This window comes from Winogradskyella sp. SM1960 (assembly GCF_020179375.1).
Lineage (GTDB): Bacteria > Bacteroidota > Bacteroidia > Flavobacteriales > Flavobacteriaceae > Winogradskyella > Winogradskyella marina.
This window is the reverse complement of record NZ_JAICBG010000008.1, coordinates 62,093-85,950: the sequence shown is the minus strand read 5'-3', so window position 1 is coordinate 85,950 and position 23,858 is coordinate 62,093. Positions and strand designations below refer to the sequence as shown.

Genomic DNA, 23,858 nt, shown 5'->3' with positions numbered 1-23,858 from the left:
ATTTACAATAAAATCATATATATCCCAAGGAATATAATTCCCTGTATTATATTTTAACAAAACATTCACTTTCCAAACATGGATTCGTTTTGTAAATTCGTACAAAACAAAGTAAAGCTATAACCTTATAAAAGACACCCGCTTTTGTGGGCAATAAAATATGGATATCAAATTCAATAAAAACGAAGATCACAATAAACTTTTAGTTTCTGATCTAAAAAAACGTTTCGCTCAGGTAAAATTAGGTGGTGGCGAAAAAAGCATCGCTAAACATCATAGTAAAGGTAAGATGACGGCTCGTGAGCGCATAAACTACCTGTTAGATCCTAAAGCTAAATCTATAGAAATAGGTGCATTTGCAGGTGATGGTATGTATGAACAATATGGAGGCTGCCCTTCTGGAGGTGTGGTTGTAAAAATGGGTTATATACAAGGAAAGCAATGTATTGTTGTGGCCAATGATGCTACAGTAAAAGCTGGAGCTTGGTTTCCTATTACAGGAAAGAAGAATTTACGTGCTCAAGAAATTGCTATTGAAAACCGATTACCGATTATTTATTTAGTAGATAGCGCTGGAGTTTTTCTACCAATGCAAGATGAAATTTTTCCAGACAAGGAACACTTTGGACGCATTTTTAGAAATAATGCCGTAATGAGTAGCATGGGAATTACCCAAATTGCTGCTGTTATGGGAAGTTGCGTTGCAGGTGGAGCGTATTTACCTATTATGAGTGATGAAGCGTTGATTGTAGATAAAACAGGTAGTATTTTCTTAGCAGGAAGTTATTTGGTAAAAGCTGCTATTGGAGAATCAATAGACAATGAAACTCTAGGAGGTGCAACGACACATTGTGAAATTTCTGGGGTTACAGATTATAAAGCTAAAGATGATAAAGCTGCTTTAGACAAAATAAAATCTATAGTTGATAAAATTGGTGATTTTGATAAAGCAGGTTACAATAGAGCCGATTCTAAAAAACCTAAAGAGAATCCTGAAGATATCTACGGCATTCTTCCAAAAGGTCGAGCGGACCAATATGATATGAAAGAGATCATAAAGCGCTTGGTTGATAATTCTGAATTTGATGAATACAAAGAAGATTATGGTAAAACCATTATCACTGCTTATGCGAGAATTGAAGGTTGGGCTGTTGGTATTGTGGCTAATCAACGAAAACTAGTAAAAACTAAAAAAGGCGAAATGCAGTTTGGTGGAGTTATTTATAACGATTCTGCAGATAAAGCCACACGTTTTATAGCGAATTGTAATCAGAAAAAAATTCCTTTGGTATTTCTTCAAGATGTAACAGGATTTATGGTGGGTAGTAAATCTGAACATTCCGGAATAATTAAAGATGGCGCTAAAATGGTAAATGCCGTTAGTAATTCTGTAGTACCTAAATTTACTATTGTTTTAGGTAATAGTTATGGTGCAGGAAATTATGCGATGTGCGGAAAAGCATACGACCCAAGGTTGATTGCTGCTTGGCCAAGTGCAGAACTCGCTGTAATGAGTGGAAATTCTGCTGCAAAAGTATTGCTTCAGATTGAAACGGCTTCGCTTAAAAAGAAAGGCGAAACCATTACTAAGGAAAAAGAAGAGGAATTATTCAACAAGATAAAATCGAGATACGATGACCAAGTGTCTCCATATTATGCAGCTTCTAGAATTTGGACAGATGGCGTTATTGATCCTTTAGATACCAGAACTTGGATTTCTATGGGCATTGAAGCCGCTAACCACGCTCCTATTGAGAAGCCTTTTAATATGGGAGTTCTGCAAGTATAACATGCAGAAAGACAACATAAAAAAACAGCCTTTGTATGTTATAATATTATTGATATTAGCAGCTGAGGCTGTTTTTATTTTACCTTTTGTATTGCAACGTATTTTTAGACCAACATTTCTTGAAGTCCTTGCTATCAATAATGAAGATATTGGATATTGCTTTTCAATTTATGGTATTGTAGCACTGGTCTCCTATTTGTTTGGTGGTCCATTAGCTGATAAATTTCACCCCAATAAGTTGATGGCTTTAGCACTACTCTTAACTGCTGTTGGCGGTTTATATTTGGCGACATTCCCTAATTATTTTGAGCTAAAGATTTTATATGGCTATTGGGGTTTTACAACCATTTTTTTATTTTGGGCAGCAATGATTAAAGCCACTAGAATTTGGGGAGGCGACAAAAAGCAAGGTTTGGCTTTTGGCTTCTTAGATGGTGGTCGTGGTTTAGTAGCAGCTGCATTTGGCTCCATTGGTGTCTTTGTATTTACATTATTTATTGCGACTGATATTTCTAATAGTACACTTATAGAACGTAAAGAAGCTTTTAAACAAGTAATCCTAGTTTGTTCTATACTTGTTGCATTAATAGCTTTATTGGTTTATTTCTTTTTAAAACCACTACAAACCAAATCAGCTCAGAAGCAATCAGAATTATTTGACAGGTCAAGTTTTAAAGTATTATTAAAAATGCCATCTATTTGGTTGTTGATGCTCATTATTATTTGTGCTTATACAGGTTATAAAGCGACTGATATTTTTACACTTTACGCTACTAGCGTAATGAAATACGATCCTATTGATTCTGCAGCTATTGGAACTTTTCTTTTATATATCAGACCAGTTATTGGAGTGGTTATTGGGCTTTTGGCAGATAAAACGAAACCGTCTTTATGGCTTATGATAGGATTTATAGTCTCTATAATATCGAGTTTGTTATTTACGTCTGATCTTATTAATGCCAATACGACGTTGCTATTTACCATCAATATTTTGCTTTTAGCTATTGGAGTTTATTCTTGTCGAGTGTTGTATTTTGCAACCTTAGATGAAGCAAAAATTCCCGTTGCTTTAACCGGAACTGCTGTTGGATTGATTTCTGTAATTGGCTATACTCCTGAAATTTTCTCAGGTCCACTTTTTGGAATTTTATTAGATAATCCGGATAAAATCACAGGTTTACAGAACACCTTTATGGTATTAGTAGTATTTAGTTGTATAGGGTTATTAGCTTCGTATGGTTTTTACCGTACTACCAAGAAAAGATAAGGCATAAAAAAAGAGCGCAAATAGCGCTCTTTTTTTAATATGATATAAAACTATTACTGCGTTAAACCTTCACGCTTAGCTTTCTTTTCTGCTTTCATTTCTTTTAAACGTTCCATTGTTGAACCAAATAACCAATAAGGGATTACAAAAGTCATAAGGAAAATCATTAACCAAAACCCAATTGTTAATATGGTTAAAAATGCTAAAAATCCTAAGTACTGATCAAAGTCGAACATAATAATTGTCGTTTTTTACGTTTTGTTGGTACAAAGATATAACCAATTAATAAGTTTTACAACAGGTAAGCCGTGTTTTATTAACAGGAAATGAACAAAACTGCGTTGTAAAGTATTTTTATTGTTTTAAATTTTTAACGTGATAATCTACTAAGCCTTCTATTGGTCGTCTTACAAAATTACCCACTTTAAATCCGTATTCTTTTGCAACTTGCTTAATTTCAGCTTGACCAAAATAAGCGATAGAACCTGCAAAGTGAACTGGAACACCTGCTTTTAATTCATCTTTATACTGAAGAATCATATTTTCGGCAAATAACCGAATGCCTTTGGTAATAATATTACTTATATATTCTGAATCTTTATTTATAAACATAAACTCAGCATGATCTGCGAGATAGGCACTTGGATTGGTTTGCTTATAAAGATTATATTTAATAAAATCTGCATCTAAATTATGCTTATGCGCAAACGCAACACTAATGGTATCTGGCATTTTATTAAAGAAATAATCTCTAATGAGTTGTTTACCGAAATAATTTCCGCTGGCATCGTCCATTAAAATAAAGCCAAGACTAGATACACGTTGGTGTAGATCTTTACCATCAAAATAACTACAATTAGATCCGGTTCCTAAGATACAAACCACAGCAGCTTCATCATTAGACTCAATACATGCTCTTACTGCAGCGTAGGTGTCTTCTCTAACTTCTACAATGGCGTTTTTAAAGTAAAACTCTAGTATTGATTTTAGTAGTAAAGTTGGCTTATCAGTACCACAACCTGCGCCATAAAAATAAATATGAGTTACCTCATCAGCAAGAGCCATTAACTCTTTACTCTTTCGAATAATTTTATTTAGTTTTTTTTCTGCAACAATGGCTGGGTTTAATCCTTTGGTGCGGATTTTATCAACGCTTTGTTTACCATCGTCATCAATGGCAATCCAATCACACTTTGTAGACCCTCCGTCTGTAATTAAAATCATGAAATTAAAGTATAATAAAAATTCCGTAGACTATGACTAATTCATAATCCTACGGAATTTTAGAATTATTACAATGTTATATATTATAAGCTGTTTACTTTTTGAGCTAAATCAACCAATTTGTTTGAATAACCAAACTCATTATCGTACCAAGACACTAACTTAAAGAATGTAGAGTTTAATTCAATTGACGCATCTGCATCAAAAACACTAGTGCGTTCTTCACTTACAAAATCTTGAGATACTACAGCATCTTCTGTATAACCTAATACACCTTCCATAGAAGTTTCAGAGGCATTTTTCATAGCCGCTTTAATAGCTTCTAAAGATGTTGCTTTCTTTGTTTTAACCGTTAAATCTACAACAGATACATCTACAGTTGGTACTCTAAATGCCATACCTGTTAACTTTCCGTCTAATTCAGGTATTACTTTACCTACTGCTTTTGCAGCACCTGTAGAACTTGGAATAATATTGTTAATTGCAGAACGCCCTAAACGGTAATTTTTACGTGAAGGTGCATCTACAGTAAACTGTGTAGACGTTGCCGCGTGAATTGTTGTCATTAAGCCTTCTTCAATACCAAAGTTATCTTCAATTACTTTAGAAATTGGAGCCAAACAGTTTGTTGTACAAGATGCATTAGACACAATAGTATCATTAGCAGTTAACTTACTATCATTAACACCCATTACAAACATTGGTGCATCTTTACTAGGTGCAGAAATTACTACTTTTTTAGCACCACCATCAATATGGTATTGTGCTGTTTCAAGCGAAGTAAAAATACCTGTACATTCTGCAACTACAGTTGCTCCTGCTTCATCCCATTTAAGATTTTTAGGATCTTTTTCAGCAGTTACACGAATTGTTTTTCCGTCTACTATTAATTGTCCGTCCTTTACCTCTACTGTTCCATCAAACCTACCATGTACTGAATCGTACTTTAATAAATATGCTAAGTGATCTACATCTAATAAATCATTAATTGCAACAACATCAACGTCGTTACGCTTTACAGTTGCTCTAAATACAATTCTTCCTATTCTACCGAATCCGTTGATTCCTAATTTTAAATTTGCCATTACTCTATCTTTGTTTAATTTTTGTTCTTATTTATATTGACATTATATCAGAAACTCTTAAAAGTTCCTTGTTTATTTTTGATTTTCCTTTTACAGCTTGGTCAAATGGTGTTAAATCAATAACATCGTTTTTCATACCAACCATGTAATTACTTTTTCCTGTAATTATACTTTCTACAGCTTTTACACCCATTCTACTTGCAAAAACCCTATCGAAACATGAAGGTGCACCTCCACGTTGCATGTGTCCAAGTACAGATACTCTTACGTCGTAACCTTCCATATTCTCATCGACATAATCCTTAAGTTCAAAAACACTTTTACCTATTTTATCACCTTCGGCAACGACAACGATACTCGATGATTTTCCAGATTTTTTACTTCGTCTCAGCGATTCAACTAACCTGTCTAATCCTAAATCTTCTTCGGGAATTAAGATTTCTTCAGCACCACCTGCTATACCAACATTTAATGCAATGTGTCCGACATCTCTACCCATCACTTCAACAAAAAACAATCTGTTATGCGAGCTGGCTGTATCTCTAATTTTATCGATAGCATCTACAACTGTATTTAACGCTGTATCGTATCCTAATGTATGCGTTGTACCAAAAATATCGTTATCAATGGTTCCAGGAATCCCCATAACTGGAAAGTTAAATTCCTGATTAAAAATCATGGCTCCTGTAAAACTACCATCTCCACCAATGATCACCAAAGCATCAATTCCTGCTTTTTTTAATTGGTCATAACCTTTTTGTCGACCTTCTTTTGTTCTAAACTCTTTAGAACGTGCAGATTTTAAAATTGTACCACCTTTATTAATGATACCTTTAACACTACGTGCATCCATTTCAACAAAATCTCCATCAATGACACCTTCATATCCTCTATAAATACCGAAGCATTGAATATTATGAAAAGCACAAGTTCTTACTACGGATCTAATTGCAGCATTCATTCCTGGCGCATCTCCTCCAGAAGTTAAAACACCTATTTTTTTTATTGTTTGTAGCATTTACGTATTTATTTACAGTAAAATTAAGAAACTCTTCATATAAAAAAGTGACTATTGTCATAAAAATAATTACTAAAAAACAATTCAAACGTTTTCGTTAATAAGTATTTAATAACTATGAAGATTTTGAAGGATTTAAGGCTTCGATTTTGACTTTTCTTCTTTCATTGTCATGTAACTTGGCAATAAATCATCCTCATTTTCTTCCTTTTTATTTTCCTTCTGTCTGCTTTTATCTTTTTTGTTTTTTCCAGAAAAGATAGTTTGAAGTAATTCTTTGAACGTATCAAACTCTACATTATAAGACAAACCGACACCTTGCGTATAACCAATTTCTTCACCAAAGTTTCTAATACTATTTTCTCTATTAAACACTTTAGCTCTAAGCGTACCATCTTCATTTAATAATAAATCGATCTGTACATCACCACTAATTACTGTTTGACTCGCACTTCCAAACGGTACACCAACCTTACCATTTACTAATACTTTATCGCTAATTTTGGTTTGAAGTGTTAATCCAAATTTATTATTGGTTTGTAATTCTGGTGTGTCTTGTCCTAGTTCTAAATCAATGCCAATATCTAAGTTTCCGTTATTTGTTCCAAATAGATTATTTACAATTCCTGTTAATCGTTCTGAAATAGTACCCGTAAAATTAGCCCCACCCAAACTACTTGAAAACCCTCCTGTTGCTAAAAATATTAAGGCTTGATTATCGCGTTCATCTTTAGAAGCCAACCTATAATCTAGCTCTGATTTAACCGTTGAGCTTACGTTTGGAAATCTAAAATCGAATTGAGGATCTGGCTGCTCTAACTGACCTGTTAAATGGATTTCGACTTCGACATCAATACTTTGATTTATTGGATTATCTAATAACACAGAAGGATTAGCGCTACCAGCATACAGAGCTTTGAGGTTAATTTCTGCGCCCAAAGGATCTCCTTCCCAAACGATACTTCCTCCTTGTTCCACCTTAAATTTCTTTTCAACAAAACCACCGTATTTAAAATTATAGGTTCCGTCGTAAACCACAAAATCTCCCCACATATTAAAGGTTCCATTGGTATTAATTAAGAAATTTAATCCTCCTACTCCTCTACCTTTTATGGTGCTTCCGGCTTCTTTATCTATTACTATTTCTATGGTTGCGTTTTGGTTTACATTTAAATCAAAATCTAAAACCAATCCTTTAACTTCTATAGTTTCCGTTAGTTCTCCTTTAACTCTGGCTGCTTTTTCTTCAGGACTCAAAAAGTGTATAAATGAATTATCCCCAAAACTTTCAGAATCATTAAGCGGAATAAAAAATTCAGTTCCGGCTTCAGTTCTTCCATTTATAACTTTGATGGTTAATTGATCTGTTGGTCCTTTAATTTCAGCTCTTCCTGAAATAAATCCTGTTCCATAGTACAATTCGTCTTCAGATTCTTCTGTGTTTAACACTAAAAGTCGGTCTGTATTTAATTCTAATCCTAGTTTCCAATCTGAAAAATTATTATGCGCAATAACTCCGTTTAAACTTCCTTTAGAAAAGTATTTAGAATCTGTCATAGCAACATCATTAAAGATAAATTGCTGACCTCTTAGCGATACCTTAGAGTCAAAATCAAATCCATAATCTACATTAAGATACGGAATAGATAAACCAGCTCTATCTAATAACAACTCGCCATAAATTGCGGGTTTTTTTAAACTACCTGTTACATTGGCATAACCAGATACCAAGCCTCTAATATTACTAATAACTCCTTCACCTAATGGATTTAATGGATCTAATAAGAACTCTTCGAAATTAACATTTAAGTCTATCTCAGGGTTATTATCGGCAACATCTATGGTTCCTTTTGCGTCTAATGATTTTAAATTATCATTAATTAAAGTGACATCTACATTATAATTGGTTATAGAATTATTACCTTCAATATTGGCTTTAAGATTTCCTAAATCGTAATCATTGACAAAAAAGCCACTTATTTCTACGTTAGATTTTGGTAAATATACTCCGTCTTTTTGCACCACATCTAAATTACCATTTACAATACCTTTGAGAGCCAAACTATCTATGCGAGGCGTAATTTTTACTAACTCAACATCTTTAAAATCTACATTAAAGTCTTTGTTGGTTGAATCTGTTACTTTTCCTGATACTAAAATTTCTTCGCTATCGTGGGTTATTCTGATTGGAAAAATGTCGAATGTTTTAAAGTCCCTATCAAACGTTACTTTATTTAAGGTGTCTTTTTCAGAGTTTAACTGCCAATCAAACCCCTTAAATTTTAAGTCAGATTTTCTAATGCCTACTACAGATTTATTAGATTCGTCTATAGTGTAAAACAGATTTAAATTAAAATCATCAGCATTATTTGTTCCTCCTTTAAATTCAGACTTAAATAATAAAGTATCTCGTTTTGTAACGTTTATAAGGCTAAATTGAGAAGCGTTATAAATCCCAGCACTTAGACTATCAATCTCTACATAGGTATTATATAAGGGATTACTATTATCAACATCTATATTAATATTGGTGGCAAAATAATCTTTAAATTTAATTTCAGGCGAATTAAAGGTAAGTTCAAAGCCTTTTTCGTCGGTTTCAATACGGCCTTCAATAAAAGTGTTTTTTCCAAGGATGAGATCTTTGAAAAATACGGTGGCAATTTTTGAATAAATATTGAATCTAAAATCGACATACTGATTGGCATCAACGACATTCGGAACATAATTAGTGTAAATACTTCCAACAGAGTTTTCTACTAAACCTAAGAGGTCTTTAGTTTTAAACTGTCCTGTAATTTTACCATCTATAATATCTGGTGAGTTTATAGAAATTGTACGCTCATTATCCTCAAAGGTGGATACAATATCAAAATCTTGAAAATTGTAATTACTATCTTGATTTTTATACGTTGTGTTCTTAATATTAATAGCTCCAACGGCATTATCTAAAGTTGTACCTGTTGCAGACATAGTTACTAATCCTCTAAACTCCGAAATACTATCTCTAGTAACAAAATTTAAATTGCTTAGGTTAGCATAACCAACGTTGGCTTTAAAGTCGAATTTTTTAAGGTCTTCAGAAAAATCAGCTAAACCATTAAAATCGATTTGTAAGTTTAAATCTTCAACTTTTACTATACCGTTAAAAATACTATTTCCAAGATCTCCAGAAAGTGTGATATCTCTATACGTGTAACCGTTATAATCTAACACAAAGACATCTCCTTTTACATCTGTCTTTAAGTTTTTTACTGTAAACCCTTTCCCATCAACATCTAAATTTAAAGAGGTCGTTTTTACCAATGGATTATTGATGAGTTCACCAATATTAAATTCATCTAAAACAATGTTTCCGATGTAACTGGCATTATCAATATTATCTATGTTTGTAAGTTGTAAATTAGATTTAATAAAACCTAAATCGGTATCGATATCTAAATCGGCTTCAACGCGTTTAGCTGTAATAAATGATGTTCCGGTTATTTTGAAATTACCAACTTTTGAAATCACACTTGGAATAGACTTACCTAACAGTTTTGGTAATAACGCTGTTAAGTCTCTATAGTTTGACGCTAAATTTTGAAAATTTCCACGCAAAGCAAAACTATCATCTTCCTTACTAAATAAATTTTTAAACGTAATATCACCAATGATTCTGGTATTTGTAGTTGTACTAATATTTAGATTTTTAGCTTCAAGATTATTTAGTGTACCTGATAAATCTGCATTGAAATTTGCATGCTGACTAACACCAAATTCATCAAAAAACACGTTGAGTTCTGTTAAGGAAATATCTGACTCTCTAAAACTTGCGACTACATTAACCTTGTCTGTAAATTGTTTAAAATCTTCTCGGTTGTAATTAAATCTTAAATCCCCTTTTAACTCAGATTGTTCAGTGGTTATGTTAAGATCTCCAAAAGACATATGATCTAGTGTATATTCAAAATTTGCCATTAAATTCTTAACCGCAATGCCTCTGCTATCTATAAAACTGAACTTATTAATACGAGAACTTACCTCAGGACCATTAATTAAAAAATTAGTGGTATTTGCATATAACTCTGTGAATTCAAATATTTTTGGTGTTTCTAAATTTTCGTCAGTTAGTCTAAATATTCCTCCTTCAATAGAAACATCGCTCGAAGAAAATAGAAACTCACTAGGACCAACTCTTGGGTTATCGCTGTCAAATTTCGCAACAAAAACATCTAAATTAGTATCGTTTTCTCCTTTATAGGTTTTTAAGTTAAATAACACATCTTGAAGATCAATATCCCCAAAATTGAGTTTACTGTTCAACAAATTCCGAAAACTAATAATCGAACTGTTTAATTCGCCAACACTAATTAGCGTATCTTGTTTGTAATCTCTAATCAGTATATCTTTCAACTCAACATCACCATTGATCTGAAGCCCAACACGACCAATATTTATATCTGTTTTAAAATCGTTATTTACTCTATCGGTTGCGTATCTTCCTAACTTAGTTTGTACAGCCGGAATCGATAGCACCAAAAACAAAATGAAAAAAAGCAGCAGTATAATTGCCACAATTTTCCCTAATATTTTGAGTATCCGTTTGATGATTTACTTTATGATTTCTTATTACCTTTGTCCTTACAATACGTTGTTAATAAGGTAATGGACTTTACCTGGTAAAATTAACAATTATTGTGCCTAATATCGACTATGGAAAAAGAAAATATTTATATCCTTGGAATTGAATCATCTTGTGACGATACAAGTGCTGCAATTCTTTGTAAAAACCAGATTTTGAGCAATATAGTTGCCGACCAAAAAATACATGCCGAATATGGAGGTGTTGTTCCAGAATTGGCGTCGCGAGCACACCAACAAAATATTGTTCCTGTTGTTCACCAAGCGCTTGAAAAAGCAAATATAAAAAAAGAGCAATTAAGTGCAATTGCCTTTACACGAGGTCCTGGATTAATGGGTTCTTTATTAGTGGGAACGTCTTTTGCTAAATCACTAGCTTATGGTTTAGATATTCCGTTGATTGATGTTAACCACATGCAAGCTCATATTTTAGCACATTTTATAGACGAAAAAGATCACAACAAACCACCATTTCCATTTTTAGCCATGACGATTTCTGGTGGACATACACAGATTGTAAAAGTGTCTAGTTATTTTGAAATGGACGTTCTTGGAGAAACGGTTGACGATGCCGTTGGCGAAGCTTACGATAAAAGCGGAAAAGTTTTAGGCTTAGGTTATCCTGCTGGTCCGGAAATAGACAGACGTGCACAACTTGGAAATCCGAAAGCCTACCAGTTTACAAAACCAAAAGTTGATGGCTTGAATTTTAGTTTTTCAGGATTAAAAACTAATATCCTTTATTTTGTTCAGCGTGAAGTGAAAGCGAATCCTAATTTTATTGAAGAAAATCTCAATGATATTTGTGCCTCAATTCAATATACCATCATCGGAATTTTGATGGCGAAGTTAAAACTAGCCGTTAAACAAACTGGTATAAAACATATTGCCATTGGTGGAGGTGTTTCTGCAAATTCGGGTATTAGAAAAGCCTTAAAAGATGCTGAACAGAAATTTGGATGGACAAGCTACATTCCAAAATTTGAATACACCACAGATAATGCCGCCATGATTGCTATTGTTGGTTACTTGAAATATTTAGAAAAAGATTTTTCTGATTTTGATGTGATGGCAACCGCACGATTAAAACTGTAATTTTAAAAACACCATTTACGTTCTCTATGTATCTCTGTGGAGCTCTTTGTGTATCAGTGTAATTACAATAACGGAGAGATACACGGATAAAATGAGAATTAGAATCATAACCTCAGTTAAATTCAGAAAATTACAGTTTAAGAAAATCTATTTTCAAAATTGTTAAAACATCTGTTAACATCCTTACCACCTTTACTTCAATAGTGTCTTAAAATTTAGTTGTTTTGCAATAACCCAAATCAAACCTAATTCAATTCAATTATGAAACACTTATTTACACTTTTACTTTTTATACCTTTATTTAGCTTCTCTCAAGACGCATTTGAACAACAACTCGATTCAATTTCAACCTCAGAAGAAGCGACATCATTTATAAAAGAAAACAGATCTAGTAAAGGTAAATTATTTACGTTCAATAAAGCAAAACATAAAACCAGATTAGCTAACGACCTGTTTAATTTGTCCAAAGGTGGAAAAAAAGTCATTAGAACAGACTTTAAAAAAACCTATTATAAAGTAATAGATAAGGCTGAAGTAGATTATTATAAATTCAATATCATTGTCATTGATGCCTCAAAATCATCAAACAAAGAAGCCATATCTAAACGCAATAAAGTACTCGCACAATACCACGAAGGTTATAGATTTAAAGATTTAGCAAGACATCATTCTAGTGGAAATACCGCAAAAACAAAAGGAGATACAGGTTGGATAAAAGCAGGCGATATGTCAGCGGCTTTTGATGCTGTTGCACTTAATGAAAACCATGGCATTAACGATGTTTTTACGGTTGATGACATTGAAAATAAAAAATACTACCTCGCTATTAAAACTGAAAATAGAACACCTATTGAAGAAATTACAGTTTTAAAATTCACAGAAGATATTGAGTAATGCAGTTATTCTACAACGCAAATATTTCCGAAAACGATACCAGCTTTAGTTTTGATAAAGACGAAAGCAGACATATTGCAAAAGTTTTACGAAAAACTATTGGAGACACCTTACATATTACCAATGGTAATGGTTGGTTATTTACTGCCGAAATCACATTAGCAGATCAAAAACATTGTACGGTTTCTATCTTATCTAAAAGCAAAGAGCCTAAACGCAATTACAATCTTCATTTAGCTGTTGCACCAACAAAAATGAACGATAGATACGAATGGTTTTTAGAAAAAGCTACTGAAATTGGTGTCGAAAGTATTACACCAATAATTTGCGATCATAGCGAACGCAAGGTTGTAAAGATTGAACGTTTTGAAAAAATAATTCAATCTGCCATGAAACAATCGTTGCATTATTATTTGCCAAAATTAAATGCGCCAATTACTTTTAAAGATTTTATGAATCAAGATTTTAAGGGACAGATTTTTATTGCGCATTGTGAAGAAACAGATAAAAAATCTTTAAAGTCGCAATTACAACCAGCAGAAGATATCACTATTTTAATTGGACCAGAAGGTGATTTTAGCGTTAAAGAAATCGAAATGGCCTTGCAGCACCAGTTTATTCCTGTAACTTTGGGTGAGACACGTTTACGAACAGAAACAGCTGCTATTGTTGCTTGTCATTCTGTGGCGTTTTTAAATGAATAGACTAATGAGACTCATTTTTACTATATTTTTTTCACTTTTTACTTTGTTCTTGTTTTCTCAAGACGTCGCCATTTTAAAATATAAAGGTGGTGGAGATTGGTACAGTAACCCTACAGCTTTACCTAATTTGGTAAAGTATTGTAATGATAATATTGGTACTAATATTAACGAAAGTATTCAAACTGTAGAAGTAGGAAGCATTGATATTTTTCAATTTCCTTTATTACACATGACAGGTCATGGCAATGTGTTTTTCTCCGATGATGATGTCGAAAACCTAAGAAACTACCTTATTTCTGGTGGTTTTCTTCATATTGATGATAATTATGGCATGGAACCTTACATTACTAAGGAGCTAAAAAAAGTATTTCCGAATAGTGAATTAATTGAAATTCCTAAGGATCATAAACTATTTAGTGCGGCTTTTGAATTTCAGAATGGATTACCTAAAATTCATGAACACGATGGAAAAACACCACAAGCATTTGGGATTTTTCACGACAGCAGATTAGTCTTATTATTTACCTTTGAAAGTGATTTAGGAGATGGTTGGGAAGATCAAGAAGTTCACAACGACCCTGAAGATGTACGTGAAAAAGCACTTAAAATGGGAGCTAATATCGTAAAGTATGTTTTTGAGAATTAGATTTCAAACTATGGAATCTATTAATAGTCATACTTACGCTACTGGTTTATCAAACTTTCATGAAGAGTGCCCAAAAGGAATAACGCGTTGTTTTGGTCATTCCTACCATTCTATTTATAAATGCGGAAAAGCGAATCATATTAATTAAATAATCAAAGTAACGTTTGAATCAGCGAAACGTCATGCTTCGTGTTTCTATCTTCTAATTTTATGCAACTCAACCATTACAATTCCAACTTCAAAAAACAAAAACACCCAATTAAAGTCATTTGCGATAATGTCACTAATGCTCCAAATATTGGAAGCTTATTCAGAATTGCCGATGCCTTTGGTGTAGAAGAACTCATTTTTTGTGGTTCAGATATTCCATTTGGAAAACGCATGACAAAAACGTCGCGTTCTACTGAAAAGTATGTTAGCTATCGTATTGAAGACGGAATTGAAACTCAAATTAAAGCTTTAAAAGCTAATAATTATTATTTAATTGCTTTAGAAATTTCTGAAAACAGTCAACCATTAACAGAGTTTAAAATACAAACTAATCAACCTATTACATTAATTTTGGGTGATGAGAATTTTGGAGTTGCAGAAGCTGTGCTAAAGCAAGTGGATGCTGTAGTTCATATAAATATGTTTGGAAATAATAGTAGTATGAATGTGGTACAAGCCACAGGTATTGCACTTTATGAAATTACAAAACAACTTAACAATTAGTTTTCCTGAAAGGTTTAAAATACCTTGTTGGTATGAAATATAATTTTAAAAATTATACCTAAAAGGTCTACAAGTCCTTGCTGAATTATGAACAGATAGCTACCAAGCAAAACTATTCAACATCTTTAACTATATTTAACCCATAAAAGGAGCTAATTAAAAGCAATAAATACGAATACATGAATTCAAAAATAATAGCTAACGGTATTTTAAGAGCAGTGGGAATTATGTTGGCCGTAATTTTAGTTTTGTATTTCCTTTTCAAAATTCAGTCTGTAATCGTTTACATTCTTTTAGCTGTTGTTATTTCGTTAATCGGACGACCAATCATTTTATTTTTAAGAGAAAAATTAAAGTTCAATAACACCGTAGCTGTAGTAACCACAATGGTGGTTTTACTAGGTCTTTTTGTGGGTCTCATTGGTCTCTTTATCCCTTTAATTATTGAACAAGGGCAAAATTTAGCCTTACTAAATATTGAGCAACTTCAAGTAAATATTGAAAATCTATACGACCAAATAATCACCTATTTTCAATTTAACCAAATAGATATTGAACAATCAATTGAAGACTCGCACTTGCTCTCAAAATTAGATTTTGCAGTAATACCTAACTTTTTAAACAGCTTTATCAGTGGTTTAGGAAGTTTTAGTATTGGTTTGTTTTCAGTACTTTTTATTTCGTTCTTCTTTTTAAAGGACAGCAAGTTATTTGAAGATGGTTTAATGACTTTTATTCCAAGTGGAAATGAAAAACGTTCTAAACGCTCAATTACAACTATCAAAGACTTATTATCGCGCTATTTTGTTGGACTTATCTTTCAAATTTTAATCCTATTTGTTATTTATACCATCATTTTATTAGTCTTTGATATTGACAACGCCATAGTCATTGCATTTTTATGTGCGCTACTTAATCTTGTGCCTTATGTTGGCCCTTTAGTAAGTGGGTTTTTAATGCTGCTACTAAGTATGTCAAGCAATTTAGGTGAAAGCTTTAGTGACGTTATTTTACCAAAAACGACTTATGTAATGATTGGTTTTATTATTGCACAATTGGTCGATAATTTCTTTAGTCAGCCATACATTTTTTCGAAAAGTGTAAAATCTCATCCTTTGGAAATTTTCTTAGTAATTATCATAGCAGGTATTTTATTTGGTGTGGTTGGTATGATTGTAGCTATTCCAACGTACACAGCTATAAAGGTTGTTTTAAAAGAGTTTTTATCAGATTACAATATCGTTAAAAAATTCACTAAAAACTTATAGTATTAGATTGAACGAATCCTTACTACATATTGATATTCAGAGTTTTATAACTGATAATATAAACTCAAACACTTTAGACTTATTATTAAAAGGTGTACCGTTTGAAACCGTTGATTCAAAATTAATTATAGAACAAATTGAAGCAAAAAAACGATGCCAAAAAAAGTTACCGACCTGGTTTAACGCTAAGAACATATACTATCCTAACAAGCTAAATATTGAACAAACGTCTTCAGAAACAACTGCTGAGTTTAAAGCAAGTTTAGTTGCTAGAAAAACACTTATTGATCTCACAGGAGGCTTTGGGGTTGATGCGTATTATTTCTCAAAACAAGTACAGCATGTTACGCATTGTGAAATTAATTCTAAACTATCAGCAATAGTAAAACATAATGCAGAAACGCTCAACATTTCTAATATTACATGCATTAACGACAATGGAATTGAAGCCTTAAAAGATATCGATAAACCATTCGATTGGATTTATGTAGATCCATCGCGTCGCGACGACTCTAAACAAAAAGTGTTTCTGCTTTCCGATTGTGAACCTAACATAAAAACGCATCAAGATGTATTTTTAAAGTATGCTAAAAATGTGATGATTAAAACCTCACCATTGTTAGATTTAACAGCGACACTTTTAGATATAACAAACGTCAAAATGATTTATGTGGTTGCAGTACATAATGAGGTTAAAGAGTTACTATGGATTTTAGATCGGCATTTTGAAGGAGATGTTGAGATAAAAACGGTTAACATTCAAAAATCGAACACGCAGTATTTTAGTTTTAAATTTAGTGATGAGCCTGAAGCAATAGAAACTTACAATGAACCACTCACCTATTTATACGAGCCAAATGCTGCCGTTTTAAAATCGGGTGGTTTTAACTCTGTAAGTCAACTTCTAAAAGTTGATAAACTGCACAAGCACTCTCATTTATATACTTCAGAGGAGCTTATAGATTTTCCTGGTAGACAATTTAAAATTGAAAAGGTATTGCCTTATAACAAAAAGATTTTTTCAAAAGAAAACATAACAAAAGCGAATGTTACCACTCGTAATTTTCCATTGTCTGTAAATGATATTCGAAAAAAACTAAAAATCAAAGACGGAGGACATACGTATTTGTTTTTTACAACAAACCTAAATGAAGAAAAAATAGTTTTAGTTTGTTCAAAGGTTAATTAAGTTATTACAAAAAGCCTTTTTGCGCAATAACCATTTCATTTCCCCAAAGTTTTACTAAATATGAAATATCTATAGGAAAGAAGGATGAAGAGCCATCTGTATTATATTTCACGGGACATTCTATACGCTTACCGTCTAAAATTTCAGATTTATTTTTACCATTATCAGAAATATAGATAACACCAGAATCAATTTTCTCGTACACTTTTTTTAAATCTATAATCGCGTATTTTAGAAATTTGGAAGACTCATTTACCTCCTGTTTTGAGCAATCTAAAATTCCGTAAGTAAAATAATGAGCTTTCATTTTAAAGTATTCTGATTCGTGACGGTCTTGGTGTTTATTTTCATCACGCCTATAACGAATTGTAAAATCAGTAAAGGATTTATATGACTTTTCTCTAAAACGTTCTTGAACAGTTTTTACAACATTTTCATTTAAAAAAACGTAATCAATACCGACAGTCATGTCAATATATTTAGCGTAACTTTTCTTTAATTTAACTTCTTTCCAGTTAATGGGTTTATAAATGCTAGGTAATGCAATATGTTTATGCACATAATCTGTAAAAGCTCTATCATTTTTATATTTAGACATTTTAAAATTTCAAAGTTATAGTTTTACTTTTGGTGGATTTACAACACAAATTATTCTTATACCAATCTGATAAATATACACTTAAATAAATGATATAAAATTTTATAAAAAAACTCAAAAAAATTGTTGCGTTCTTTAAAATGTTGCGTTACATTTGCATCCGCATTTGAAGGAATGTTCTTTTATATATTGGAGAGGTGCCTGAGTGGCCGAAAGGAGCGGTTTGCTAAATCGTCGTAGGTGGAAACACTTACCCAGGGTTCGAATCCCTGTCTCTCCGCTAGTTTTACTGCAGCTTATGCGATTCTGTAAGTAATATTAATGATAATCATTTTCGGGGTGTAGCGTAGCCCGGTTATCGCGCCACGTTTGGGACGTGGAGGCCGCAGGTTCGAATCCTGCCACCCCGACTTTTATTGAATTTTTAGAGTTTTACTCTAAATGGTCGCATAGCTCAGCTGGATAGAGCACCTGCCTTCTAAGCAGGCGGTCCTAGGTTCGAATCCTAGTGCGATCACAAAAAGCCTTAACATTTATGTTGAGGCTTTTTTGTGTTTAAAAAACACTTGTATTAGACTGTAAATCAAAAGTATACACCTATTAGTTATTAAAAAGAACAAGTCTGAATTGAACAAAAATTATGACTAAACATTAATTATTAAGTGAAATTATTTTTATAAGATTTCTCGATTACGCACACTTTACGCACACAAATTGATTTTTAACACTATTTTAATAAAATATGGTGGCAAATACTACAAATATAATTTCGATTACAATTTAGAGTCTATTTAAAACTCTCATTCTATCCGAGATATCTTATTTAGAGTTTTTGGCGTTCATTACCACTCGTATTTAAAACACATACCAAATTGAATAATTGAGAAAATTAAATCCTAGTAATTTTGTTTTATTTTAAACGGATAGGCCATCACTAAGCTAATACCTTAAGCTAATTACTTAGATAATTAGTCACTTTAACTTTATATAAATCTCCAATAAAAGGCACTCCACCACTCTACTTTAAATTTAAGAAGCTATACCTTATTCAAGCCATCATATATGCAGGTCCTTGTTTATGTTTTTAATTACAAAACTACTATAACCATTCACAAACACACTTAAACCTTATCTTTACTGGGATAAAACACAATATAACCGTGCTACAACAACGCTATAAGCACTACATAACCACGCTATAACCTATACTTTATATGTCTGCTTCTTGGAGCTAAATACAGACTAATGTTTGTGAAAAACACCTAATTGTTAGGATAGATTGTTGGATTGGAATGCGTTGTTGCATCCTTTTAATTATTAAGACAATATTTTAGTATTATTGAATAGTGATTACTATTTAATGGCAATTATAAAAGTACTTTAGTGAAAAATTAATGAGTTTTTACTTGTTTTTTGCCATAGTACTTTGTTATGTGCTGTTTTAATCAAAAATCGGAACTCAAATATATTAAGTTCCGTTTATAATAACCCTTTGGGGATTGAAAATTTATTTATCATTGATTAAATCATTCAAAGAAGTAATATTGTTCTTCTTCAGATAAGTTGAAACGTGCATGTCGCTTCTAACTCCTAAGTCAATGTTATAATTTTTTTCAATAGTTCCAACATGTGTATCACCTCTTTTTTGACGTAATTGTCCATCTTGGTTTCTTCCTCTTTGCCCTTTCATTCCTGGGGCATCATTTTTAATACTCATAATTTATTATTTTAATGTTTATAATAGTTAAAATTAATAAAAAATGTAGAATATTTGTAGAATATATAAAATCCTCTATCAATAGTTTTCAACAATTTACTATATTAGTGCTATGAAACCCTTACATCATAAACAAAAACGGATTTTTGAGTTGTTAAAAACTAATTCATCTAATCCCCTATCAATAAAGGATTTGAGTGTGAAATCAGATATAGATTCTCCAGGTGTCCTTTATTATCATCTTGATCAATTAGAGAAAAAAGGTTACTTGAAACGGAATCCAAATAATTCTAAAGATTACTTTATTCTAGAATCTCCAGAAGATAATATTGTTTATATAGGAAATTTTGGTAAGGCAAAATGTGGTCCTCGCGGGAATATTCTTGATGGAAATCCATTGAGTCATATACCAATTGCGTCTAGTTTATTAAGATTTCCAGCTAAGGATGCTTTTATTGTTGAAGCAGAAGGTGATTCAATGAAACCAAGAATTTTTGAAGGCGATATAGTTATTGCGAAAAAACAGAACATTGCTGAGCATGGCGATATCGTAGTTTGTAGTTTTAATGATGAAGTTTTAATTAAAAAATATGTTTATCATAGAAACTCTGTAAGTCTTGTTTCTTTTAATCAAGAAAAGTATCACCCAATTGGTGTCAATTCTGATGATAATTTTTGTATTTCTGGTGTAGTCAAAAACATTCTTGCCTACAGCGACTGATCTTCGTAATTGGTTTTCCGAAATTGCACATAACGGTCAAGTATAAGCGTAGTGCGGGATTAGAAGCACTTCACTTTCGGTTTAACCTTATGTTTATTAATATTCAATTCGTTTAAATTTAGCACTTTAGCCCGCATTACGCTTATACAATGTTGTATGCCGTATTTTTTCATTCTTTTTCCATTTGTGAACCAATAAAAGGTATTCTCGGAGCTAAAAAATAGCCTGTTAAACTTGCAAATAAGATTGGAATAAAATGACCAAACCCTGTCAAAGTAGCAAGTAAAATTGTTGTACTCATTGGTGTTCGAGTTACGCAAGCGTTAATAGCAGCCATACAGCTAACTATCGCTAATGTCAAATTTATTGTCGGGAAAAGTTGATGAATTATCAACCCTAAAGTTGCTCCTACGAAAAACAGCGGAATTATAAATCCACCTCTCCAACCTGATGTTACGGTTATTGAGATAGCGATAATTTTAAAAATCAAAATAGCAAGCAATAAAGTCAGTGAAAAATTCCCCGATAATAGTTCGTTAATCTCGTGATGTCCGAAGTATCGGGTTAATGGAAAGTAAAATGCTATGATGCCAAGTAGAATGCCACCAATTAACGTTTTGATGTAAATTGGTATGGGTCTTTTCTCGAAAATTGATTTGAAAAATTTGGTGCAAATAATAAAAGCCCAACCAAAGGCTGCTCCGATTATTGCAAAGAGAACTGCATAGCCAAAATCAAAAATCCCTGAATATTCATATGCAGATAAATCCCAAATAGGGCCAAGTCCCAAATGAATGATTAAAGCGAACACTAAATAACTAAAACAACTTGCAACAAATGCAGGAATAATTGCTTTGTAATACTCAACTGCGTGTTTGTGATGAAGAATTTCTAATGAAAAGAGGCTACCACCCAAAGGCGCACCAAATAAAGCTGTAAATCCTGAAGCCATTCCTGCGATACTTAATGACCTTAATTCTTCTCCTTTTAGTCGAAACAATTTTCCTATCCAAGTTCCTGTTGAGCCTGTTACTTGAACCAATGGCGCTTCGGGTCCGAGACTTCCACCTGACGCAACGCATAGCAATGAAGAGAGAACCATTGAAGGATTGTTTTTAGGGTCAAGTTTTCCTTTATTAAATCGGATATTGTTTACAATCAAATGTATTTCGCCTGGGTCTCCAATGAAATGAATTATCAAACCTGCTAAAAGTCCGCAAATCGCCATTACAGGTATTACTTCCCAACCACTAAAAAAAGCTAATTGATGAGTTAGAAACTCAAGTCCAATCCAATAAGCTCCTGCAATTACTCCACCTATCAATCCAAGTAAAGCCCATAACAAAAAAGTCCTATTGAAAACGAAAGGATTAAATCGGACAGGTTGGTCTAAAATATTTAAGTATGTTACTAGTTTTCTTCTTCGTTTTAATTTCACTGTTTCATTTCTGTTTTATATGGCATACAACAATGTGCTATAAACAATTGTTTATATCCAATCTATAATGCCAACTACAAATCTAACACAATTTTATAATAATCAAACTTCTATAAAAACCACACTCTAAATCAGAAGTAACATTTATTTTCTAACTTTAACTACGGCTAAACCCAAACTCCCTAAATGGATTAAAGTCCTTCACAATTACCTAAATTGTTTGCGATACTATATTTAGTTTTAACTAGTCACCGAAGAGTCAGACCTCACTAAATAATGGAAAAAGAGAATAATTTATTTTGAAAAAGTCATATTATGATCTTATTAAGCCCTCTAATCATTTAGAAATATATTTCAACCCTCATATATACACGTCCTTGTTTATGTCTTTAATTACAATATGACTACAACCTTTTACAAACACACTTAAACCGTATTTTACTGGGATAAAATACGACATAACCATACCATAACAACGCTATAAGCACTACATAACCACGCTATAACCTGTACTTTGTATTTCTGCTTTTTGGACCTAAATACAGACTAATGTTTGAATAGAAACACTTAATTAATGGTTGACTTGACAATAGGATTTGCAGTAAGTAAATTTTCTATAAATAATATTAATACAAGTCTACCACCCTACCAGTAATTTTTCTAGATGAACCGACCACAAGCTTAAAGACCATAAAATAAAACGGGACGTACTGTAATTAAACACCTCATGCCGTTTATAGCAGACCAAGACTATAGCATTGAAGCTATTAATACCACCTTGCATAATCAAAGCGGGTTTGATCTGTATAGGGTTTTGGTTATTATGAATTGGCTATTACGGTTTACCGTAAGTTATTTAGAATAGATGGTGTTAACTTGGCTTTTTATGAAGCGCAGCTGTACGTAACTTTACGTATAGATTTTTACAAAAATAGAATTAACTTCGTGGTTCGTGATTTAATTAGATATAACAAACTTACTCTGAACCCTTTGATTTAAAGAAACTCAGTAATTAAGATTATTATACAACACGTTACCCACTATACCAGCTCTAAATATGAACGAATTGGAATGAACAAAAAAGTTGAAAAATATTGGTCTCAATTTAAATCTTATCGTAGAAAGGTAAAACGAGCTAAAAGAATTAAAAAATATAGAGATAAAATTGCTCCATACTTGAAAAAAGATTTTGGAGTTGAATTAAACTACAAATTATGGATAACAAAAGGAGCAAGATTTAAAGCAAGTGAAAGAACTAATATAGCTGACAATCTATCTTCTCAAACAATCGGATATTTATCAGCATATTTAATTATTTTTAATTTAGTAAACATTTACGATATTTCCTTCATTGTAAAATTTACAAATGACCAATTAGGATTTATATCTACTGCATTATCAATTTTGATTCTTCTTTATAGTCAATTTGAAAACGCAAAAAAACATTCAATTAAGTCAGAAAAATTTCATCAATGTAGCCTAGAGATTGCTGAATTATATAATGAATTGAGAATGGTAAAAACATTTGAAAATGTTTATAACCGAGAAGACAAAATAAAAAGGATATCAGAACGCTACGATGAAATTTTAAAGAAATACGAAAATCATCTACCAATCGATTTAGCCGACTTCAGAGGTACAAAACCAAAATATTTTGAACTTAATTGGTTTGAAATAAATTGGATTAGAGTAAAAAAATATTTCTTGGTTAAATTTAAATATCATTTAATGATTTATGGACCAATTTTGACATATACTGGATATCAAGTATGGAAAAAATCCTGTGGGTAACAATGTATAACCGCAATTACGGCGGTTTAGACTACTTTCTAATCCACTCGGAATTACTAACGCCAGTTCTAAACCGA

20 protein-coding genes and 3 tRNA genes are annotated in these 23,858 nt (G+C 32.2%); 15 read left to right on the top strand and 8 right to left on the bottom strand.

Annotated elements, in window-relative coordinates; genetic code table 11:
- Window positions 1-160 precede the first annotated feature (160 nt).
- Both K1X16_RS16005 and K1X16_RS16000 read left to right on the top strand, forming a co-directional pair.
- Window positions 161-1,789, top strand: coding sequence for an acyl-CoA carboxylase subunit beta (locus K1X16_RS16005; protein WP_195871260.1), 1,629 nt, complete (start codon window positions 161-163; stop codon window positions 1,787-1,789).
- 1 nt (window position 1,790) lies between these two features.
- Window positions 1,791-3,056 carry an MFS transporter gene (locus tag K1X16_RS16000; RefSeq protein ID WP_225037116.1) on the top strand — a complete coding sequence of 422 codons (1,266 nt, stop codon included), beginning with the start codon at window positions 1,791-1,793 and terminating at the stop codon, window positions 3,054-3,056.
- A 53-nt stretch (window positions 3,057-3,109) separates the two neighbouring features.
- Here the strand turns inward: K1X16_RS16000 and K1X16_RS15995 are convergent, their stop codons facing one another.
- From K1X16_RS15995 to K1X16_RS15975, 5 genes are all read right to left on the bottom strand, one after another.
- The gene (locus K1X16_RS15995; protein WP_195871262.1) at window positions 3,110-3,292 is read right to left on the bottom strand and encodes a hypothetical protein; all 183 of its coding nucleotides are present in this window, start codon (window positions 3,290-3,292) and stop codon (window positions 3,110-3,112) included.
- Window positions 3,293-3,410: 118 nt separating this feature from the next.
- Complete coding sequence (locus K1X16_RS15990; protein WP_225037115.1) at window positions 3,411-4,280, bottom strand: N-acetylglucosamine kinase; 870 nt, start codon at window positions 4,278-4,280, stop codon at window positions 3,411-3,413.
- 83 nt (window positions 4,281-4,363) lie between these two features.
- Window positions 4,364-5,365, bottom strand: coding sequence for a type I glyceraldehyde-3-phosphate dehydrogenase (gene gap, locus K1X16_RS15985; RefSeq protein ID WP_195871264.1), 1,002 nt, complete (start codon window positions 5,363-5,365; stop codon window positions 4,364-4,366).
- A 31-nt stretch (window positions 5,366-5,396) separates the two neighbouring features.
- Window positions 5,397-6,383 (bottom strand): 6-phosphofructokinase, encoded by a 987-nt coding sequence (gene pfkA, locus K1X16_RS15980; RefSeq protein WP_195871265.1) that lies wholly within the window; start codon window positions 6,381-6,383, stop codon window positions 5,397-5,399.
- A 135-nt stretch (window positions 6,384-6,518) separates the two neighbouring features.
- Window positions 6,519-10,940: a translocation/assembly module TamB domain-containing protein gene (locus tag K1X16_RS15975; protein ID WP_225037114.1), complete on the bottom strand. Its 4,422-nt coding sequence runs from the start codon at window positions 10,938-10,940 to the stop codon at window positions 6,519-6,521.
- A 138-nt stretch (window positions 10,941-11,078) separates the two neighbouring features.
- Between K1X16_RS15975 and tsaD the strand changes: the two genes are divergently transcribed.
- From tsaD to K1X16_RS15935, 8 genes are all read left to right on the top strand, one after another.
- Window positions 11,079-12,101, top strand: coding sequence for a tRNA (adenosine(37)-N6)-threonylcarbamoyltransferase complex transferase subunit TsaD (gene tsaD / locus K1X16_RS15970; protein WP_225037113.1), 1,023 nt, complete (start codon window positions 11,079-11,081; stop codon window positions 12,099-12,101).
- A gap of 261 nt (window positions 12,102-12,362) precedes the next feature.
- Window positions 12,363-12,995, top strand: a complete 633-nt coding sequence (locus K1X16_RS15965; protein WP_225037112.1) for a peptidylprolyl isomerase — start codon at window positions 12,363-12,365, stop codon at window positions 12,993-12,995.
- Window positions 12,995-13,699: a 16S rRNA (uracil(1498)-N(3))-methyltransferase gene (locus K1X16_RS15960; RefSeq protein ID WP_225037111.1), complete on the top strand. Its 705-nt coding sequence runs from the start codon at window positions 12,995-12,997 to the stop codon at window positions 13,697-13,699. The genes K1X16_RS15965 and K1X16_RS15960 overlap by 1 nt, the downstream gene beginning before the upstream one ends.
- 4 nt (window positions 13,700-13,703) lie before the next feature.
- Window positions 13,704-14,345, top strand: coding sequence for a DUF4159 domain-containing protein (locus K1X16_RS15955; RefSeq protein WP_195871269.1), 642 nt, complete (start codon window positions 13,704-13,706; stop codon window positions 14,343-14,345).
- Window positions 14,346-14,355: 10 nt separating this feature from the next.
- A complete protein-coding gene (locus K1X16_RS15950) occupies window positions 14,356-14,493 on the top strand; it encodes a hypothetical protein (RefSeq protein ID WP_225037110.1) in 138 nt (45 codons plus the stop codon).
- A gap of 62 nt (window positions 14,494-14,555) precedes the next feature.
- Window positions 14,556-15,059 (top strand): TrmH family RNA methyltransferase, encoded by a 504-nt coding sequence (locus K1X16_RS15945; protein ID WP_225037109.1) that lies wholly within the window; start codon window positions 14,556-14,558, stop codon window positions 15,057-15,059.
- Between the two features lie 179 nt (window positions 15,060-15,238).
- Entirely contained in the window at window positions 15,239-16,327 is a 1,089-nt protein-coding gene (locus tag K1X16_RS15940; protein WP_195871271.1) for an AI-2E family transporter, read from the top strand.
- Window positions 16,328-16,334: 7 nt separating this feature from the next.
- Window positions 16,335-17,516 (top strand): class I SAM-dependent methyltransferase, encoded by a 1,182-nt coding sequence (locus K1X16_RS15935; protein WP_225037108.1) that lies wholly within the window; start codon window positions 16,335-16,337, stop codon window positions 17,514-17,516.
- 4 nt (window positions 17,517-17,520) lie between these two features.
- Here K1X16_RS15935 and K1X16_RS15930 read toward each other — a convergent pair whose 3' ends face one another.
- Window positions 17,521-18,114, bottom strand: coding sequence for a hypothetical protein (locus tag K1X16_RS15930; protein WP_225037107.1), 594 nt, complete (start codon window positions 18,112-18,114; stop codon window positions 17,521-17,523).
- Between the two features lie 191 nt (window positions 18,115-18,305).
- Between K1X16_RS15930 and K1X16_RS15925 the strand changes: the two genes are divergently transcribed.
- From K1X16_RS15925 to K1X16_RS15915, 3 genes are all read left to right on the top strand, one after another.
- A tRNA-Ser gene (locus tag K1X16_RS15925) sits at window positions 18,306-18,394 on the top strand.
- 55 nt (window positions 18,395-18,449) lie between these two features.
- Window positions 18,450-18,524: transfer RNA gene (locus K1X16_RS15920), tRNA-Pro, on the top strand.
- A 33-nt stretch (window positions 18,525-18,557) separates the two neighbouring features.
- A tRNA-Arg gene (locus tag K1X16_RS15915) sits at window positions 18,558-18,631 on the top strand.
- Window positions 18,632-19,621: 990 nt separating this feature from the next.
- On the opposite strand, the gene K1X16_RS15910 is transcribed toward K1X16_RS15915, so the two are convergent.
- Window positions 19,622-19,831, bottom strand: a complete 210-nt coding sequence (locus tag K1X16_RS15910) for a hypothetical protein (protein ID WP_225037106.1) — start codon at window positions 19,829-19,831, stop codon at window positions 19,622-19,624.
- A gap of 112 nt (window positions 19,832-19,943) precedes the next feature.
- Here K1X16_RS15910 and K1X16_RS15905 point away from each other — a divergent pair, with 112 nt between their 5' ends.
- Window positions 19,944-20,552: a LexA family protein gene (locus K1X16_RS15905; protein ID WP_225037105.1), complete on the top strand. Its 609-nt coding sequence runs from the start codon at window positions 19,944-19,946 to the stop codon at window positions 20,550-20,552.
- 169 nt (window positions 20,553-20,721) lie between these two features.
- Here the strand turns inward: K1X16_RS15905 and K1X16_RS15900 are convergent, their stop codons facing one another.
- The gene (locus K1X16_RS15900; RefSeq protein ID WP_225037104.1) at window positions 20,722-21,990 is read right to left on the bottom strand and encodes a chloride channel protein; all 1,269 of its coding nucleotides are present in this window, start codon (window positions 21,988-21,990) and stop codon (window positions 20,722-20,724) included.
- 1,071 nt (window positions 21,991-23,061) lie between these two features.
- On the opposite strand from K1X16_RS15900, the gene K1X16_RS15895 reads away from it, so the two are divergent.
- Window positions 23,062-23,781 (top strand): SLATT domain-containing protein, encoded by a 720-nt coding sequence (locus K1X16_RS15895; protein WP_225037103.1) that lies wholly within the window; start codon window positions 23,062-23,064, stop codon window positions 23,779-23,781.
- Window positions 23,782-23,858: the final 77 nt, after the last annotated feature.

Coding starts and splice junctions, on each gene's coding strand:
- K1X16_RS15930 (WP_225037107.1), bottom strand. CDS start 18,114: ATGTCTAAATATAAAAATGATAGAGCTTTTACAGATTATGTGCATAAA.
- K1X16_RS15945 (WP_225037109.1), top strand. CDS start 14,556: ATGCAACTCAACCATTACAATTCCAACTTCAAAAAACAAAAACACCCA.
- K1X16_RS15895 (WP_225037103.1), top strand. CDS start 23,062: ATGAACAAAAAAGTTGAAAAATATTGGTCTCAATTTAAATCTTATCGT.
- K1X16_RS16000 (WP_225037116.1), top strand. CDS start 1,791: ATGCAGAAAGACAACATAAAAAAACAGCCTTTGTATGTTATAATATTA.
- K1X16_RS15910 (WP_225037106.1), bottom strand. CDS start 19,831: ATGAGTATTAAAAATGATGCCCCAGGAATGAAAGGGCAAAGAGGAAGA.
- K1X16_RS15995 (WP_195871262.1), bottom strand. CDS start 3,292: ATGTTCGACTTTGATCAGTACTTAGGATTTTTAGCATTTTTAACCATA.
- K1X16_RS15965 (WP_225037112.1), top strand. CDS start 12,363: ATGAAACACTTATTTACACTTTTACTTTTTATACCTTTATTTAGCTTC.
- K1X16_RS15955 (WP_195871269.1), top strand. CDS start 13,704: ATGAGACTCATTTTTACTATATTTTTTTCACTTTTTACTTTGTTCTTG.
- gap (WP_195871264.1), bottom strand. CDS start 5,365: ATGGCAAATTTAAAATTAGGAATCAACGGATTCGGTAGAATAGGAAGA.
- K1X16_RS16005 (WP_195871260.1), top strand. CDS start 161: ATGGATATCAAATTCAATAAAAACGAAGATCACAATAAACTTTTAGTT.
- tsaD (WP_225037113.1), top strand. CDS start 11,079: ATGGAAAAAGAAAATATTTATATCCTTGGAATTGAATCATCTTGTGAC.
- K1X16_RS15990 (WP_225037115.1), bottom strand. CDS start 4,280: ATGATTTTAATTACAGACGGAGGGTCTACAAAGTGTGATTGGATTGCC.
- K1X16_RS15960 (WP_225037111.1), top strand. CDS start 12,995: ATGCAGTTATTCTACAACGCAAATATTTCCGAAAACGATACCAGCTTT.
- K1X16_RS15905 (WP_225037105.1), top strand. CDS start 19,944: ATGAAACCCTTACATCATAAACAAAAACGGATTTTTGAGTTGTTAAAA.
- K1X16_RS15940 (WP_195871271.1), top strand. CDS start 15,239: ATGAATTCAAAAATAATAGCTAACGGTATTTTAAGAGCAGTGGGAATT.
- K1X16_RS15950 (WP_225037110.1), top strand. CDS start 14,356: ATGGAATCTATTAATAGTCATACTTACGCTACTGGTTTATCAAACTTT.
- pfkA (WP_195871265.1), bottom strand. CDS start 6,383: ATGCTACAAACAATAAAAAAAATAGGTGTTTTAACTTCTGGAGGAGAT.